The organism is Streptomyces tremellae, assembly GCF_039540215.1.
Classification (GTDB): Bacteria; Actinomycetota; Actinomycetes; order Streptomycetales; family Streptomycetaceae; genus Streptomyces; species Streptomyces tremellae.
Window position 1 is genome coordinate 1 of the sequence record NZ_BAABEP010000047.1, and the last position, 15599, is coordinate 15599.

The window sequence follows — 15599 nt, forward strand, 5'->3', positions numbered from 1 at the left end:
TTTGTCTTCCTAAGACCGCTTGGCCTCCGACTTGCCCGCGACGGCGCCCTCGGCGCCCGCGGCGAGCGCGCCCGCGATACCGGCCACCTCGCCCGCCGCGTACACACCGGGGCTCGTGGTGCGCTGCGTGTCGTCGACCGTGGCGAACACCTCGGCGGGGGTGCGGCCACGCACCGCGCACCCCGCGGCGACCAGCAGTTCGAGGCGAGGGGTGAACCCGTGGCCGACGCACACCGCGTCGACCGCCGTCATCCGCTCGCTGCCCGGGACGACCGACCAGTCGTCCCGCACCCGCGCGCTCACGACCTCCTCGACCCGGCCGTCGCCGCGCGCCTCGACCACCGCCCTGCCCAGCAGATACGGCACCCGGGCGCGCGCCAACGCGGCCGTGTAGGAGACCAGTTCACCGGTCTTACCGGTCGCAGCCGCCAGCTCCCAGGGCCTGCGCAGCCAGCCCCGCGCCGCCGGGCCGCCCCTGCGGGCCTCCAGCACCTCGGCGACCTGTGCGCCCGCCTGGAGCAGCGAGACCGCGACCGGCAGCAGGAAGGGGCCCGTGCCCGCGACCGCGACCCGCTCGCCGACCGCGACCCGCTCGCCCTTGGCGAGGGCCTGCGCGGCGCCCGCCGTGAAGACCCCGGGCAACTCCCAGCCGGGGAACGGCAGTACGCGGTCGTGGGCGCCGGGCGCGACCACCAGCGCGTCGGGGGCGAGAACGCTGCGGCGGCGTGGCGTACCGCCGAGTACGTGCAGCAGCGGCGCGCCCTCGGGGTCCTCGCGCTCGACGGCCCACACCGTGGTGCCCGCGAGCCAGACACACCGCGGATGGCCGAGCACCCGGTGCGCACGGCGCCGGAAGGCGTCCCAACCGTGGTGCAGCACTTCGGGGTTGGATGCCTCGTACGCCTCAGGCAGCATGCGGTGGTACTGGCCGCCCGGCTGCTCGGCCGAGTCCACCAGCGTGACCCGGGCGCCCGCGGCGAGCGCCGCGTCCGCGGCCGAGAGACCGGCGGGTCCTGCCCCCACGACCACCACATGACGACGGCTCACGGCCCCTCCTCCCGGGCGCCTGCCGCGCCGTGCGCCTGCCGCGACTGCGTGACCACCGTGTCGCCGTCGTGCGCCCGGCGCCCGCAGGCCCGCACGTCACGCTCGCCGTTGACGGTGACGAGGCAGTCGAAACACACTCCGATCCCGCAGAACACACCGCGCCGTGCGCCCGAGGGCCCGGCCCGCCAGGAGCGCCGCCCGGCGGCCAGCAGCACACCCCCGATGGTCTGGCCCGCGACGCCCGGCACGGCCTGCCCGTCGACGGTTACCGTCAACGGCCGTTCGGTGCGGCGCACCGGGTCGGACCCGGCGGGTACGAGCCTGCCGCTCATGCTTCCTCCTCCTCGGCGCGGCCTCCGGCCTGCGCGGCGTGGTGCGGGTCGTTCGCGGACGCCTCCGTGCCGAGCACGGCCGGGCGGTCCACCCGGAACGGCGCGGCGTCGACCCCGGGCTCCTCGCCGGCGAGCAGCGCGCGCACCAGCCGCGCCGTGGCCACGGAGAGGCCGATGCCCGCGCCCTCGTGGCCGCCCGCGTGCCACAGTCCCGCGAGCCGCGGGTCCGGGCCGATCACCGGCAGATGGTCGGGGACGTACGGGCGGAAGCCGCCGTACGCGCGCATCACCGGCACCCCGGCGAGCGAGGGGAACAGCCTCAGCGCCTTCGCCGCGATCGCGGAGAGCACCTCGGGCCTGGTCCGCGCGTCGAAGCCGACGCGCCGGCGGGAGGAGCCGAGCAGCACACTGCCCGCGAGGGTCGCCTCCACCACCGCGGAGGTCTGCAGGTCGCCCGCGCCGCTGCCGACCGCGCCCACGTAGTCGGCGTCGTACACCTTGTGGAACACCGTCGGCGGCAGCGGCGTCGTCACCAGCACCTCGCCGCGCCGCGGCCTGATGTCGACGGGGGCGCCGAGCCTGGCGGCCAGCTCGCCCGCCCACGGGCCGCCCGCGTTGACGAAGACGTCGGCCTCCAGCGTGCCGTGCGTCGTGCGCACGGCGGTGAGCCGGCCGCCGCGCACCACGCCGCCGAGCACCTCGCGGCCGGTGCGCAGGGCCGCACCGGCCGCGAGGGCGCCTGAGAGGAGGGCCGTGGCCGCGCCCGCGGGCTGCACCTGGGCGTCCTCCGGATAGGAGACGGCGGCCGTGTGGTCGCGCGTGACATACGGTTCCGCGGCGCGCAGCGCGTCCGCGTCGAGGGGCTCGGCGCGCACCCCCGCGGCGCGCTGGGCCTCGGCGAACGGCATGAGCCCCGCGGCGCCCGCCTCGGTGGTGGCGACCACGATCCCGCCCTTGGGCTGCCACTCGGCCTGCTCCGCGGCGCCCCCGAGGCCGGCCAGCACCTCCGGCCACAGCCGCCGCGACCAGCGGGCGAGCTCAAGCTCCGGACCTGGGCCCTTGTCGGAGACCAGGATGTTGCCCTCGCCGTGCGACGTGGTCGCGGCGGCGGCGCCACCGCGGTCGACCACCAGCACGTCGAACCCCGCGAGGGACAGCTCACGGGCGCAGGCGGAACCGACGATGCCGGCGCCGAGGATCACCACGCGCGTTCGGTCCACCCGTCCTCCTCGTTCTGTAAAGCGAACGACATGAGACTAGGTCGCCCGCCGGGAGGTGTCAACGGTCGCCCGCCCGACGCCCGTACGCGTGCGCGCGCGCCCGGACCGGCCCCGGCCTCCGCCCGGTCCGGCGGCGGTCTCCGGCGCCTCAGTGCGGCGCGTTGCGCGGGTCCTGCGCGTCCCGCAGCCCCGAGGGGTAGTGCAGCAGGAGCACCGAGCGCACCGGCCCTTCCGGTGCCGTGTAGCAGTGCGGCAGCGAGGCGTCGAAGGACACGTAGTCGCCAGGGCCGAGCTCCACCCGGTGCCCGTCCACCTCCACCGCCAGGGTGCCGCTCTGCACCACCGTGTGCTCGGTCCCCGCGTGCCCCAGCGAGGGCTGGCGCGCCTTCTCGCGTACCTGCTGGTCGTAGAGCTCCATGATCACGCCGCCGGTCTCGATCCGCTGGAGCGGGCGCAGGTCCACGCCCTCGCCGCTGAGCACGTCCGCCTCGGCGGCGCGCACCACCGTCACCGTGTCGGCGTGGCGCGTGTCCAGCAGGTCGGAGATGGGCATCTCCAGGGCGCGCGACAGGCTGAAGACCGTCTCGATCGTCGGGTTGCCCGTCGCCGACTCCAGCTGGGACAGGGTCGCCTTGCCGATCTTCGACAGCCGGGAAAGCTCCGAGAGCGACAGGCCGCGGCGCGTGCGCTCCCGCCGCAGATTGGCGGCCAGGACATCCCTGACGGAACTGTTGGCGGGCTTCACTCGGTACTCCTAGAGCGGTCGGGCGCGTTCGCTTCAGCGTACGGGCGGCGGAAAAGTCCCGTTCGGCATAGTGAACGAACGGCGGGGTGGCGCGATACGTACCTGGGCTCGGAGTGTAAGGGCCCCGGCCGTACCGCCTGCCCCCGGCCCGGGAAGGGGGCAGAGTGGGAGGGCGGCACCCGCCGGAGGACACCCACTCTCGCCAGGGGAGCGCACGGATGACGGTGAAGCGGATGGGGCTCGTGGTCCACCACGGCCGCAGGGAGGCCGCCGAGGTCGCGGCGGCCGTCCACACCTGGGGCGCGCTGCACGACGTGCAGTGCACCGAGATCGACGTGTGGGACCGGGACAAGCCCCGGCACGGGGAGAAGGCCGAGCAGGCCGCGGCCGGCCATCCCGACCTCGTCGTCACCCTGGGCGGCGACGGCACGTTCCTGCGCGGCGCCAGGATCGCCGCGAAGGGCGACGCGGCCGTCCTCGGCATCGACCTCGGCACGGTCGGCTTCCTGACGGAGGTGCCGGCACAGGACACGGTGGCCGCGCTGGACGCCGTCGACCAGGGCCGCGCCATCGTCGAGCGGCGGATGACGCTCGCCCTGCGCGCGTCGAGGCCGCTGCGCATCCCGTCCCGCATGGAGGCGTTCCTGCGCTACGGGCGCGAGCCCGCGCTCCCGCCGCCGGACGTGCGCGAGGACGTGAACGGCATCGACGACTGGGGTGTCGCCCTCGACACCATGGCGCTCAACGACATCGTGCTGGAGAAGCTCGCCCGCGACCGCCAGGTCAGCATCGGTGTCTACCTCGCGGGCCGGCTGTTCGCCTCGTACTCCGCGGACGGCGTCATCGTCGCGACCCCGACCGGGTCCACGGCGTACAGCTTCGCCGCCGGCGGGCCCGTGCTCTCCCCGCACATGGACGCCGTGGTGTTCACGCCCGTCGCCCCGCACATGAGCTTCGACCGCACGGTCGTCGCCGCTCCCGACGAGCCGGTGGCGCTGCGGGTCCTGCCGCACTCGGGCGCCGCCGCCCTCAGCATCGACGGCCAGCTGCGCGGCGTGCTCGACCCCGGCGACTGGATCGCCGTGTACGCGGCCAGGTACCGGCTGCCGCTGATCCGGCTCGCGCCCGTCGACTTCTACCAGCGGCTGCGCCACCGCTTCCGGATCGAGGACGCCCCGGCCACCGATGTCGACGCGCGGGTCTCCCCGCTGGCGAGGCCGCCGGGCCCCGTTCCCGACGACCTCGCCCACCTGCGCCTGCCGCCGGAGAGCGCGCGGCGCGAGGGGCCGGAGAGCTGACCGGGCTCAGTGGCCGGTGCGGTGCGAGAAGTCGTCCGCGCACTGGCGCCGGTCGGAGGAGCTGTGCGCGTGCTTGACGCAGTCGCTGTAGCTCTTGAAGCTGTCCGAGTTGAGGAAGGAGACGCCGAGCGCGAGGATCAGGCCGCCCGCGATCAGGCCGAGCACGCCGAGGACCAGTCCGGTGACCGCCATGCCGCGCCGGGGCGCGCCGTCCGTGCGGGCCCTGCGCGCGCCGAGGGCGCCGAGCACGATCGCGACCAGCCCGAGCACGATGCCGCCGAAGACCGTCCAGAAGAGCACGACCGCGGCGATGCCGAGCACCAGCGCGGCCACCGCGAGGCCGTTGCCGCGTGCGGGCCTCGGCGGGTCGGCGTACGGCGGTGCCTGCGGCACCCCGTGCGGACCGCCGGAGGCGCCCGCCGAGTCCCACTGGCCCGGCCGGCCGGGGCCGCCTGCGGGGTCGGACGGATCCCGGGACTCGGAAGGACCGGACGGTGACGTCATCGGGCACCACTCGCTTTCACGCGTCGGAGGGACGGATCGTCGCTGCGAGTCTGCCCCCGGACACCGGCCGCAGTCCGCCCGTGCGCTCAGTGCGCCCAGCCGAGGAGTTCTCCCACCGGCCAGGTGGTGACGACGCGTTCCGCAGGCACCCCGCACTCCTCGGCCCGCGCGCAGCCGAAGCCCTGCCAGTCGAGCTGGCCCGGCGCGTGCGCGTCGGTGTCAACGGCGAACAGGGTGCCGGCTCCGAGCGCCGCGCGCAGCAGCCGTCGCGGTGGATCGAGGCGCTCGGGGCGGCAGTTGATCTCGACGGCGGTGCCGGACGCGGCGCACGCGGCGAACACCGCCGCCGCGTCGAACTCCGACTCGGGGCGCCCACGCCCCGACAGCAGCCGTCCCGTGCAGTGCCCGAGCACGTCGGTGTGCGGGTCGCGCACGGCGGCCACCATGCGTCGCGTCATGGCCGCGCGGTCCATCCGCAGCTTCGAGTGGACCGAGGCCACCACCACGTCGAGCCGTGCGAGGAGTTCCGGGTCCTGGTCGAGTGTCCCGTCGTCGAGGATGTCGCACTCGATCCCGGTCAGCAGCCGGAACGGCGCCCACCGCGCGTTGAGTTCTGCGACGGCGTCGAGCTGCTCCCGCAGCCGGCCCGCGGAGAGCCCGCGCGCCACCGTGAGCCTGGGGGAGTGGTCGGTGAGCACCGCCCACTCGTGGCCGAGCGCGATCGCCGTGCGGCCCATCGCCTCGATCGGGCTGCCGCCGTCCGACCAGTCGGAGTGCAGATGGCAGTCGCCGCGCAGCGCGGCGCGCAGCCGCTCGCCGCCGGCCGGGGACCGGTCAGCCGCCTCGGCCTCCAACCGGGCCAGATAGCCGGGGACCGCGCCGTCCGCCGCCTCCCGCACGACCTCAGCCGTGCGCGGCCCGACGCCCGCGAGCCGCGTCAGCGTGCCCGCCGCGAGCCTGCGCGCGAGCTCGCCCTCCGGCAGCGCGGACACCACCGACGACGCGGTGCGGAACGCCCGCACCCGGTACGTCTCGGCGCCCGCGCGCTCCAGCAGGAACGCGATCCTGTCGAGTGCCGTCACCGGGTCCATGGACGCCATTGTCGGCGCGGCGCCCGGGGTCCGCACCCGGCGGGGCCGCCCGGATGTGCGAGGGCCCCGCGGCGCGCACGCCACGGGGCCCTGTCTGCCCTGCCTGTCCCGATGAGCCGCCGCGTCCCCCGCCGCGCCGCTCCGTACCGTACGAAGCAGCCGGGACGCCCCGGGAGGGGCGGCCGGCGGCTTCCTGCCTGTGGCCGCGGTCCGGCGGTCCCGCCGCCGCCGGGTGCCGGCGGCGGAAGACCCGGCCGTGGACCGGTGCGGCCGGTGGAGCGGGGCAGTCCCGGTCATCGCTGAACCGGTCGCGCGGCGCCGCCCACCGGGACAGGCGTCAGTGCTGGGCGGCCCTGCGCCTGCGCGAGGCCCACATGATGCCCGCGCCCGCCAGCACGACGACCACGGCGCCACCGGCGATGATCGGCGTGGAGCTCGAAGAACCGGTCTCCGCGAGGTTGTCGCCCGACGGGCTCGGCGAGGCGGCCGGGACGGCCGGCGCCGAGGAGGACGCGGGGGCGGACGGCGACGCGGGGGCCGAGCTCGCCGGCGCGCTGGCCGGAGCCGACGGCGAGGCCGGCGCGCTGGACGGCGGCGTCGACGGCGGGGCCGAGTGGCCCGGGCAGACCGGCGCCGTCTCGGTCTGGTCGACGTCGTACTGCTTGCCGTCGCCCGCGGTCACCACGAGGTGGACGGCCAGGGGCGAGCTGTGGTCGGGCAGCGTGATGTCCTTGTGGAACGCGCTGCCGAAGACCTGGTCGACGTCGAGCGACGCGTCACCCTCGACCGTGACCTTCACGTGGTTGGTGACGCCGCCGTTGTAGGCGGACAGGTCGACTGACGCACTGGTGCAGTCGACCACGAGGCGCGGCGTGTGCGCGGACGCAGAGCCGGCCGCGAGGCCCACGCCCAGCACGCCCGCAGCCGCGACCGATATCAGGGCACCGGGGCGCCTGAGCGATCCGAAACGAGTCACAGATTTCCTCCGCGGAATGACTGCGCCGCCGAGGGTGGCGGTCGCGCGCGCACAGTACCGCCCTCCCCGCGCATACCTTCAACCGCGGCGGCCCTACCGGCCCCTGACGCACCGGATGTCCCGGCTTGAGCAGGGCGGAAACGGCCCTGAACCCCGCCCGCCAGGGGTGAAATGAACCGAACTCTCCCTCGTCAGACCCCGTTTGTCACAACTAAACGATAGGTGAGTAAAGAACGAGTCAAGGGTCGGGGTGACGGCCTGGACCGCCCCGCGCGGACGGGGGCCGGCCGTCCCGGTGTGCCGGGACCGCCTACTTGACGCACCGTCAGGAACCGCTTTCCCCGCGGCTCCCGGGCCGCTCGCGGCCCACCGCGCGGCGCGCCTCCCACCGGTCGCGGGCGCGCCGCCACGACCGTCTCACCCGGGACCGCGCCTCGGTCAGCCGCGGATAGCGCTCCCGCTGCTCGCGCGCCGACCTGTCCAGCCCCTCCATCAGCCGCTGCGACCGGTTCTCCAGGTCCAGCTCGTCGAGGATCCGGTCCAGCTCCGTGAGCAGCGCCCCGTGCAACTGCCACTGCCGCGGGTGCTCCTGGACCACCGAGAGCAGCAGCTGCGCCGCGTGCTCGCGCTCCTGGCGCGCCTGCGCGAGATCCTCCGCGAGACGGGTCTCCGCACGCTCCGCGCTCGCGCTCACCGACGACGTCACCAGCACGGCGAAGCTGACGATCGCGTCCGCGACCCGCGCGATCGCGTTCTCCAGCGCGGCGCCGGTCTCCTGGGGGAACAGCGGCTCGTCCGTGCGCTCCCTCGCCAGGTCCGTCAGCGACCTGGCGAGCACCCGCACCACCACCGCGCAGATCTCCAGCGTGTCCAGGCCGGTGCGCAGCACCACCCGGTGCAGCAGGCCCTCCCGTACGCGCGGATTGAGCCGGAGGCTCTCCTCGGCCTGCCGCAGCTCCGCGTCCACGTCGGTGATCTCCTGGTCGATGCGGCGCGCCTCGTACAGCCTGGCGGCGGCCGTCTCCACCGTCGTACGGTCCGTCAGCCCGTCGCTGACCCGCAGCAGCAGCTGCCGCATCCGGCGCGCGAGGCCCTCGATGGACTCGCCCGCCGTGTCCACCCACACCGGCGGGATGAACAGGAAGTTGAACAGGAGCCCCACACCCGCGCCGATCAGTGTGTCGAGGACCCGCGTCCACGCCGTCGACTCCACCTGCACCTGGGTCACACCGAGGACGAGCATCGCGCTGATCGCCACCTCGACGACGAAGTCGCCCGCGCGCACCAGCCGCCCCACGATCAACGCGAGCAGGATGATCGACGCGAGGCTCCACCAGGCGAGGCCCACCAGGGAGCTGAACCCCACGGCCACCAGCACGCCCGTCACCACGGCGTTGACCCGGGTCAGGCTGAGCCTGATGGTCGAGTACAGCGTCACCTGCGTCACCAGCAGCGCGGTCAGCGGCGCCGTCAGCGGAGCTGCCTCGTTGGACAGCCGCTCCGCCACGACGAACGAGATGGTCGCCGCCGCCGTCGACCGCAGGATCTGCACGGCCACGGGCTGCCTGCGCAACCTGAGCAGGCGCGCGAACCCGGCCCTCACACTCTTCCGCACGTCGGACACCTCACGTCCCTTCCCTCTCGGCCGCTTCCCGGAACGGCGGGGGCCGCCGGCCTCGGGTACCGTCACCCGAATGCGAGCCCCGGACGACCCCGCATACCCCCGTGCCGCGGCCCCCGCCGCCGCCACCGTGGCGGACCTGGACGCCCGTGTGCCCCGCTGCGCGGCCTGCCCGCGCCTGGTCGGGTGGCGGGAGGAGAAGGCCCGCGACGACCTGCCCGCCTACCGCGGCCAGGAGTACTGGGCGCGACCCGTGCCCGGCTTCGGCCCGCCCGACGCCCCCCTGCTGATCGTGGGCCTCGCCCCCGCCGCACACGGCGCGAACCGCACCGGGCGCATGTTCACCGGCGACCGCTCCGGCGACGTGCTCTGCGCCGCGCTGTACGACCTCGGACTCGCGTCGCGTCCCGACCCGGTGGCCGCCGACGACGGCCTCACCCTGCGCGGGGTGCGCATGAGCTCGCCCGTGCGGTGCGCGCCTCCGCAGAACCGGCCCACGCCGGGGGAGCGCGACACCTGCCGCCCGTGGCTCGCCAGGGAGCTCGAACTCCTCGCCCCCGCCCTGCGGTCCGTCGTCGTCCTCGGCGCGTTCGGCTGGCAGGCGCTGCTCCCGGTGCTCGCCGCCGCGGGCTGGGCCGTGCCCCGGCCGCGCCCCGCCTTCGGCCACGGCGTACGGATCACCCTGGACGGGCCCGCCGGCAGCCGGCCCCTCGACCTCTTCGGCTGTTACCACGTGAGCCAGCGCAACGTCTTCACCGGCCGCCTCACGCCCGCCATGCTGCGCGAGGTGCTCGACGGGGCCGCCCGTACGGCCGGCATCCGGTAGCCACCGCCGAGCACGGTGGCGGGACCTGGGCATTCAGCGGCTCGCGGGGGGTACTCGGACCCGGATGTGACGCCGAGCGCGCCCGGACGGGGCGCGCGGAACCGGGGGGACCCGTGGACATGCCCGAAGCCGGGCGCCGTACCGGCACCGAAGGACCGCTCACCACGCTCATGCTGTCGGCCGTGGTGGGCGCGCTGGTGGCCGCCGTGGTGAGCGGTGCGGTCCTGCGCCGCCGCGCTACCGGGCCGAGGGGGGTCCGCACCAGGCTCGCCCCGACCCGCGCCGAGCGCGACGCCCGGCTGCGGACGGCCCGCCACCACGCCGGGTCCTGAGGCCATGGCACACCGGCACACCGGCCCGGCGCGGGCGCACGGCTGGTGCCGCGTGCCCGCGCCGGGCGGCAGGATCAGGCCAGGGGCGGCGGGCCCTGGGGTTTCTCCCCGTGCTCGTCGCGCGGTTTGACCTCCTCGCCGTGGCCGCCGAGCTCGTGCGGGAGGAGCCGTCCGCCGTCGTCGGGGAAGTTCTCGTTGGCGTCGGCCGAGCCCTCCACATGGCTCTGGTGCTCAGGCCTGCGGGGGTGGTCGTTCGGCCCCGGGTGGCGGTTGAACTCGGACCTGCGACGGAACCCCAGCCAGAAGCCCCCGACCAGGATGACCACCACGACCAGTCCGATCACGAACGCCCAGACGCCTGCCGAATTGCCCGCGGCGAGCACGATGTCCTGCGCGTGAAGTGTGTGCGGTGCGTTCATGGCAGCCGGGTACCCGGTCGGCGCCAGTTGATGACCATGGCTCGGCCGCGAGCGGCGTTTTCTTCACCCGGCCGAGCGAAAAGCGCGCCGGGGGCGTGTTTGCACCCCGTCCGCCGAGGCACTCGAAGGAGGCCGGAACCGCCCGCCGAACCAGGAAGGGGCTGGGCCATGGGTCTCATACCCATGTTGTGCGGCGTTCTCTTCCCGCCCGCGATGCTCGGAGTCGTCGTCGCGATGGGACGCTTCGAGGACGCGATGATGCGTGAACCGAGGAGCCGCCCGGCCCATGCCGCGCGAGCCGCCGTGGGCGAGGGGCCGGTGCCACCACGGTCCCCCTGGTACCGCAGGACCCTCCCGTACGCTCCGCACCGCGCCCCGGCCACCGCCGCCCGCCGCGCCCGTTGACCGGCGTTTGCCCACCGGGGGCGGGGGCACGCGGTCGCCGTGCGCGCCCGGCCGCCGGCCGGACTCCCGCGTACGGCCGGTGGTGACGGCCCCGGAGACGGCGGGGCGGAGACGGGGCGGGCGATGGAGCACCAGGGGACCGAAGCCGCGGACGCGCGCCGCCGCACACCGAGGCACGACGCCACCGCCACCGCCGCTCCCGAGTCCTGCGGCACCCGCACACCGGCGGACACCCGCGACGGCGGTCGCGGCGCACCGGCCGGCGAGGAGGGCGGGAAGGCGGCCGACGCCGCGGGGGCCGGGCGCGGTGAAGCGGCCGCAGCCGCCCGCGGACTCGGCTCGCAGGCCGCCGAAGAGACGGGCGGCGGGCGGGACGAGGCGGACGGGTCGACGCGGCTCACGGTGCTGGTGGCGCTCGGTGCCAACCTGGTCATCGCCGTCGCCAAGGCGGCCGGGGGCCTGCTCTCCGGTTCCCCCGCGCTGCTCTCCGAGGCGGCGCACTCCGTCGCCGACTCGCTGAACGAGATCTTCCTCCTGGCCTCGCTGCGGCGCAGCCGCAAGGCGCCCGACGGCGACCACCCCTTCGGCTACGGCAAGGAGCGCTACTTCTGGGCGCTCCTCGCGGCGGTCGGCATCTTCGTGATGGGCGGCTGCTTCTCCTTCTTCCAGGGCGTCGAGGCCCTCGGGTCCGACGAGAACGAGGGCTCCACCGGCTATCTCGTCGGCCTGATCGTGCTCGCCGTCGCGCTGCTCGCCGAGGGCACCTCGCTCACCAGGGCGGTCCTCCAGTTGCGCGCGGCGAAGAAGGGCGCGGCCGAGGACCCCACGCTGCGCACGGTGCTCGCCGAGGACTCGACCGCCGTACTCGGCGTCATCCTCGCGATGGGAGGCATGGTGCTGCACTGGGTCACCGGCGAGATCGTCTGGGAGGCGAGCGCCTCCTTCGCGATCGGCGCCCTCCTGGTCTACATCGCCTACCGGCTCGGCTCCGAGGCCCGCGCCCAGCTGATCGGCGAGGCCGTCGACGAGCAGACCCGCGGGCGGATCAGGAGCCTGATCGAGGAGCAGGCGGAGATCGACAACGTCGCCGCCCTGCTCACCATGAAGCTCGGCCTCGACTCCGCGCTGGTGGCGGCCCGCGTCGACCTCGTGCCCGGCATGGACAGCGAGCGGGTCGAGCTGGTCTGCGAGCGCATCAAGAGCAGCATCACCCGGACCTGGCCGGAGGCCGACCAGGTGTTCCTCGACATCACCGAGGCCCCGGCGGGCGGCCGGCGCGGCTGAGAGGGACGTACCCAGCCGGGCGCGCCGCGCACCCGGAGTGGTACGGGTCCCGCGGCTACCTGACCGGGAAGGGCACCCCGCGCTCCGCCTCCGGCCGCGGCCCGAGGATGCGCCGCCCGGCCTCCTCGATGGGCACGTCGTTGATGCTGGCCTCCCGGCGCGCCATCAGCCCCCGCTCGTCGAACTCCCACAGCTCGTTGCCGTACGAGCGCCACCACTGGCCGCCGGCGTCGCGGCACTCGTACTGGAAGCGCACCGCGATGCGGTTGCCGGTGAACGCCCACAGCTCCTTGCGCAGGGCGTAGTCCAGCTCGCGGTTCCACTTGTCCGTGAGCAGCGCCACGATCGCCTCGCGGCCCGTGACGAACCGGTCGCGATTGCGCCACACCGAGTCCTCGGTGTAGGCGAGCGACACCTTCTCCGGGTCGCGGGTGTTCCAGGCGTCCTCCGCCGCCTGGACCTTCTGCCGGGCGGTCTCCTCCGTGAACGGGGGGAGCGGGGGTCGAGTACTCATGCGGACACACACCTTCCGACATGCGGAGAACGTGCGTTCTCCGCTCCGCTGATACGGTAGGTATCCACCGGATGCCCGGTCAAGCGCGGACGAGGAGTGGGACGGCACCATGGATGGCACGACCGCCCGTCAGCAGGCGCTGGACGCGGCGGAGCGGCTGTTCTACGGGCGCGGGATCCAGACCGTGGGCATGGACGAGATACGGACCGCGTCCGGCGTCTCGCTCAAGCGGCTCTACCAGCTGTTCCCGGCCAAGGACCAGCTCGTCCAGGCGTATCTGGAGCGGCGCGACGTGGCCTGGCGCCGCAGGCTCGCGGACCGCGTGGACCGCGAGAGCGACCCCGTCGAGCGCGTCCTCGCCGTCTTCGACCACCTCGGCGCCTGGTTCCGCGAGCCCGACTTCCGCGGCTGCGCCTGGATCAACTCGTACGGGGAACTCGGCGCGACCAGTGCGGCTGTCGCCGCCCTCGCGCGGGCCCACAAGGCGGCGTTCCGCGCCTATCTCGTGCGGTTGGCCGACGCCGCGGGCCTGCCGGGCGACCTCGCCGACCATCTGCTGCTGCTCGCCGAGGGCGCCATGGTCACCGCCGCCATCTTCGGCACGCCGGAACCCGCCGCGCAGGCCCGCTCGGCGGCTGCCCTGCTCGTCGCCGCGCACGCCGGGGCCGCGGCGGGCCGCACCGCCGGCGAACGCGTCTGAGGCCTCCCGCGCCGTCCGTCCCGCCCGTTCCCGGCCCGCCTGCCGCACTATGGAACACAGGGGCATACCAGCCTGTAAGGGGGCAGAAGGGGCGGTGGGTGGCCGCCCGCACACCAGGTGACGGGACACAGGTGATGGCCGCAACGACGGAAGACCGGACGGCACGGGCGGCACGGCTCGCCGACGCGGCGACCGCGGTGGTCGACGACGGGGGCACGGTGATCGCCTGGACGGCGACCGCCCGCGAACTGCTCGGCCACCGCGCGCCCGACGTGGTCGGCCGTCCGCTCACGGCGCTGGTCGCGGGCGCGGGCGAGGGCGGCGGGGGAGCCGCGTGGACGCGGGCCTGGCGCACCAGGGCCAGGGCCCGCGAGCCCTGGTCCGGCCGGCTCGACCTGCGCCGCAAGGACGGCACCGTGCTCCGGGCCGCGATCGAGGCCGTGCCGCTCACCGGCGAGGGCCGCACCGACTGGCTGGTCTCGGCGCGCGACCCCTCGGGCGCGTCCGCCTGGCCGCCCGCTCGCTCCCCTGTCTCGGTGGCGCTCCTCGCCCGCGCCCCGGTCGGCCTGTCCATCTGGGACACCGACCTGCGCTGCATCTGGCTGAACGGCACGGCCGAGCGGCAGGACGGCTTCCTGCGCAGGGAGCGCCTCGGCCGTCTGATGACCGAGGTGCAGCCGGGCGCGGCGGGCCGGGCGATCGCCGAGGCGATGCGGCAGGTGCTCAGGACCGGTGAGCCGGTGATCGAGCGGGAGTACACCTGGCGGGTGCCGGGCGAGTCGGAGGACCGCGTGCTGTCCGCCTCGTACTTCCGCCTCGACGGCGCCGACGGGCGGCCCCTCGGCGTCTGCAACATGGCGACCGACATCGGCAAGTCCCTCGCCCGCCAGCACCTCCTCACCCTCGGCCGGGTCAGCGGCAGCATCGGCACCACGCTCGACGTGCGCAGGACGGCCCAGGAACTCGCCGACGCCGCCGTGCCGCTGCTCGCCGACTACGTCACCGTCGACCTCGGCGACACCGTGCCGCTCGGCGAGGAGCCGCTGAAGCGGCTGCCGGCCTCTGAGGCGAGCATCCCCGTCTTCCGCAGGGCCGGGGTCGCCTCGGTGCACGAGGGCGCCCCCGAGTCGGTCTGGCGGATCGGCGAGGCGGTGTTCGTCCCGCCGTCGTCCCCGTTCACCCGAGTGCTGACGACCGGCAGGACCCACTTCGAACCGGTCCTGGACACCTCGCTGGACACCTGGTTCGCCCGGGACCCGCGGCGCGCGAGAGTGGCCGCGGCGACGGGTATGCACTCCCTGATCATCGTGCCGCTCCAGGCGCGCGGCACCATCCTCGGCGTGGCGGTGTTCGTACGCTCGGAGAACCGCAACCCGTTCTCCAGGGACGACCAGCTCCTGATCGAGGAACTGGTGGGGCGGGCCGCGCTCAGCCTCGACAACGCCCGCCGCTACACGCGGGAGCGCGAGGCGGCCGTCGCCCTCCAGCGCAATCTCCTGCCGCACGCCCTGTACGGGGGCCCGGGGGTCGAACTCGCCTCCCGCTACCTGCCCGCCGACGTGCACGAGGGCGTCGGCGGCGACTGGTTCGACGTGCTCCCCCTGCCGCGCGCCCGGGTCGGCCTGATGATCGGCGACGTGGTGGGCCACGGTATCAACGCGGCAGCCCTCATGGGGCAGTTGCGTACCGCCATGGGCACCCTGGCCGACCTGGACCTGCCCCCCGCCGAGCTGCTCGCACGCCTGGAGCGGCGCGTCCTGCAGATGTCGGACGAGCGCGACCTGGCGGGCGGCCCAGGCCCCGTCATGAGCTGTACCTGCGCCTACGCGGTGTACGACCCGGTCTCCCGGCGCTGCGAGCTGGCGTCGGCAGGACACCCGCCGCCCGCCCTCAGGGCCCCGGGCGGCGAGGTGACCTTCGCGGACGTACCGACAGGGCCGCCCATCGGCCTCGGTACCGCCGCCTACGAGTCGGCCACCGTCGAGCTGGACGAGGGCAGCGTGGTCGCGCTCTACACGGACGGGCTGATCGAGACCCGCACCGCCGACATCGACGCGGGGCTCGACCGGTTCGCCGCCGCGCTCTCCTGCCCGGCGCCCACCCTCCAGGCGCTGTGCTCGCACATCACGGACACCCTCACGCCCCGCAGGGCCCGCGGGGTCCTGCCGGGCCCTGACGGACGGGGCTCCGCCGAGGACGACGTCGCCCTCCTGTTGGCAGGCACCCGCGTCATGGGCCCCCGCGAGGCGGCGGGATCCGAGCAGCGCTGAGCCCGCGGGGCCCCG

Annotated in this window: 16 protein-coding genes; 7 read left to right on the forward strand and 9 right to left on the reverse strand. The window is 75.1% G+C overall.

The window, feature by feature from the left end; translation table 11 throughout:
- Positions 1-1043: 1043 nt before the first annotated feature.
- The 3 genes from ABEA77_RS25265 to ABEA77_RS25275 all read right to left on the reverse strand — a co-directional run bounded on the left by ABEA77_RS25265 (position 1044) and on the right by ABEA77_RS25275 (position 3344).
- Complete coding sequence (locus tag ABEA77_RS25265) at positions 1044-1379, reverse strand: (2Fe-2S)-binding protein (RefSeq protein WP_345651972.1); 336 nt, start codon at positions 1377-1379, stop codon at positions 1044-1046.
- Positions 1376-2599, reverse strand: coding sequence for an NAD(P)/FAD-dependent oxidoreductase (locus ABEA77_RS25270; protein WP_345651975.1), 1224 nt, complete (start codon positions 2597-2599; stop codon positions 1376-1378). Before ABEA77_RS25270 ends, ABEA77_RS25265 begins: the two co-directional genes overlap by 4 nt.
- Before the next feature lie 148 nt (positions 2600-2747).
- Positions 2748-3344 (reverse strand): helix-turn-helix domain-containing protein, encoded by a 597-nt coding sequence (locus ABEA77_RS25275; RefSeq protein ID WP_345651978.1) that lies wholly within the window; start codon positions 3342-3344, stop codon positions 2748-2750.
- Positions 3345-3562: 218 nt separating this feature from the next.
- Here ABEA77_RS25275 and ABEA77_RS25280 point away from each other — a divergent pair, with 218 nt between their 5' ends.
- The gene (locus ABEA77_RS25280; protein ID WP_345651981.1) at positions 3563-4642 is read left to right on the forward strand and encodes an NAD(+)/NADH kinase; all 1080 of its coding nucleotides are present in this window, start codon (positions 3563-3565) and stop codon (positions 4640-4642) included.
- A gap of 6 nt (positions 4643-4648) precedes the next feature.
- Here the strand turns inward: ABEA77_RS25280 and ABEA77_RS25285 are convergent, their stop codons facing one another.
- From ABEA77_RS25285 to ABEA77_RS25300, 4 genes are all read right to left on the reverse strand, one after another.
- Positions 4649-5146 carry a DUF4190 domain-containing protein gene (locus tag ABEA77_RS25285; protein ID WP_345651984.1) on the reverse strand — a complete coding sequence of 166 codons (498 nt, stop codon included), beginning with the start codon at positions 5144-5146 and terminating at the stop codon, positions 4649-4651.
- An 86-nt stretch (positions 5147-5232) separates the two neighbouring features.
- The gene (locus ABEA77_RS25290) at positions 5233-6237 is read right to left on the reverse strand and encodes a PHP domain-containing protein (RefSeq protein ID WP_345651987.1); all 1005 of its coding nucleotides are present in this window, start codon (positions 6235-6237) and stop codon (positions 5233-5235) included.
- 337 nt (positions 6238-6574) lie between these two features.
- Positions 6575-7213 (reverse strand): LAETG motif-containing sortase-dependent surface protein, encoded by a 639-nt coding sequence (locus tag ABEA77_RS25295; protein WP_345651990.1) that lies wholly within the window; start codon positions 7211-7213, stop codon positions 6575-6577.
- Positions 7214-7538: 325 nt separating this feature from the next.
- Positions 7539-8837, reverse strand: a complete 1299-nt coding sequence (locus ABEA77_RS25300) for an FUSC family protein (protein WP_425588385.1) — start codon at positions 8835-8837, stop codon at positions 7539-7541.
- Positions 8838-8907: 70 nt separating this feature from the next.
- Between ABEA77_RS25300 and ABEA77_RS25305 the strand changes: the two genes are divergently transcribed.
- Together ABEA77_RS25305 and ABEA77_RS25310 are read left to right on the forward strand one after the other, a co-directional pair.
- On the forward strand, positions 8908-9660 hold the full coding sequence (locus ABEA77_RS25305) for a uracil-DNA glycosylase (protein ID WP_345651996.1): 753 nt from the start codon (positions 8908-8910) through the stop codon (positions 9658-9660).
- 119 nt (positions 9661-9779) lie between these two features.
- Positions 9780-9992: a hypothetical protein gene (locus tag ABEA77_RS25310; RefSeq protein WP_345651998.1), complete on the forward strand. Its 213-nt coding sequence runs from the start codon at positions 9780-9782 to the stop codon at positions 9990-9992.
- A gap of 74 nt (positions 9993-10066) precedes the next feature.
- Here the strand turns inward: ABEA77_RS25310 and ABEA77_RS25315 are convergent, their stop codons facing one another.
- Positions 10067-10411 (reverse strand): DUF6479 family protein, encoded by a 345-nt coding sequence (locus ABEA77_RS25315; protein WP_345652001.1) that lies wholly within the window; start codon positions 10409-10411, stop codon positions 10067-10069.
- 168 nt (positions 10412-10579) lie between these two features.
- Here ABEA77_RS25315 and ABEA77_RS25320 point away from each other — a divergent pair, with 168 nt between their 5' ends.
- Positions 10580-10816: a hypothetical protein gene (locus tag ABEA77_RS25320; RefSeq protein WP_345652004.1), complete on the forward strand. Its 237-nt coding sequence runs from the start codon at positions 10580-10582 to the stop codon at positions 10814-10816.
- 123 nt (positions 10817-10939) lie between these two features.
- A complete protein-coding gene (locus ABEA77_RS25325; RefSeq protein WP_345652007.1) occupies positions 10940-12100 on the forward strand; it encodes a cation diffusion facilitator family transporter in 1161 nt (386 codons plus the stop codon).
- A gap of 55 nt (positions 12101-12155) precedes the next feature.
- On the opposite strand, the gene ABEA77_RS25330 is transcribed toward ABEA77_RS25325, so the two are convergent.
- On the reverse strand, positions 12156-12614 hold the full coding sequence (locus ABEA77_RS25330) for a nuclear transport factor 2 family protein (protein ID WP_345652010.1): 459 nt from the start codon (positions 12612-12614) through the stop codon (positions 12156-12158).
- 109 nt (positions 12615-12723) lie between these two features.
- Here ABEA77_RS25330 and ABEA77_RS25335 point away from each other — a divergent pair, with 109 nt between their 5' ends.
- Positions 12724-13314, forward strand: coding sequence for a TetR/AcrR family transcriptional regulator (locus ABEA77_RS25335; RefSeq protein WP_345652013.1), 591 nt, complete (start codon positions 12724-12726; stop codon positions 13312-13314).
- Between the two features lie 134 nt (positions 13315-13448).
- Positions 13449-15584, forward strand: a complete 2136-nt coding sequence (locus ABEA77_RS25340) for a SpoIIE family protein phosphatase (RefSeq protein WP_345652016.1) — start codon at positions 13449-13451, stop codon at positions 15582-15584.
- The last annotated feature ends 15 nt before the right edge of the window (positions 15585-15599 follow it).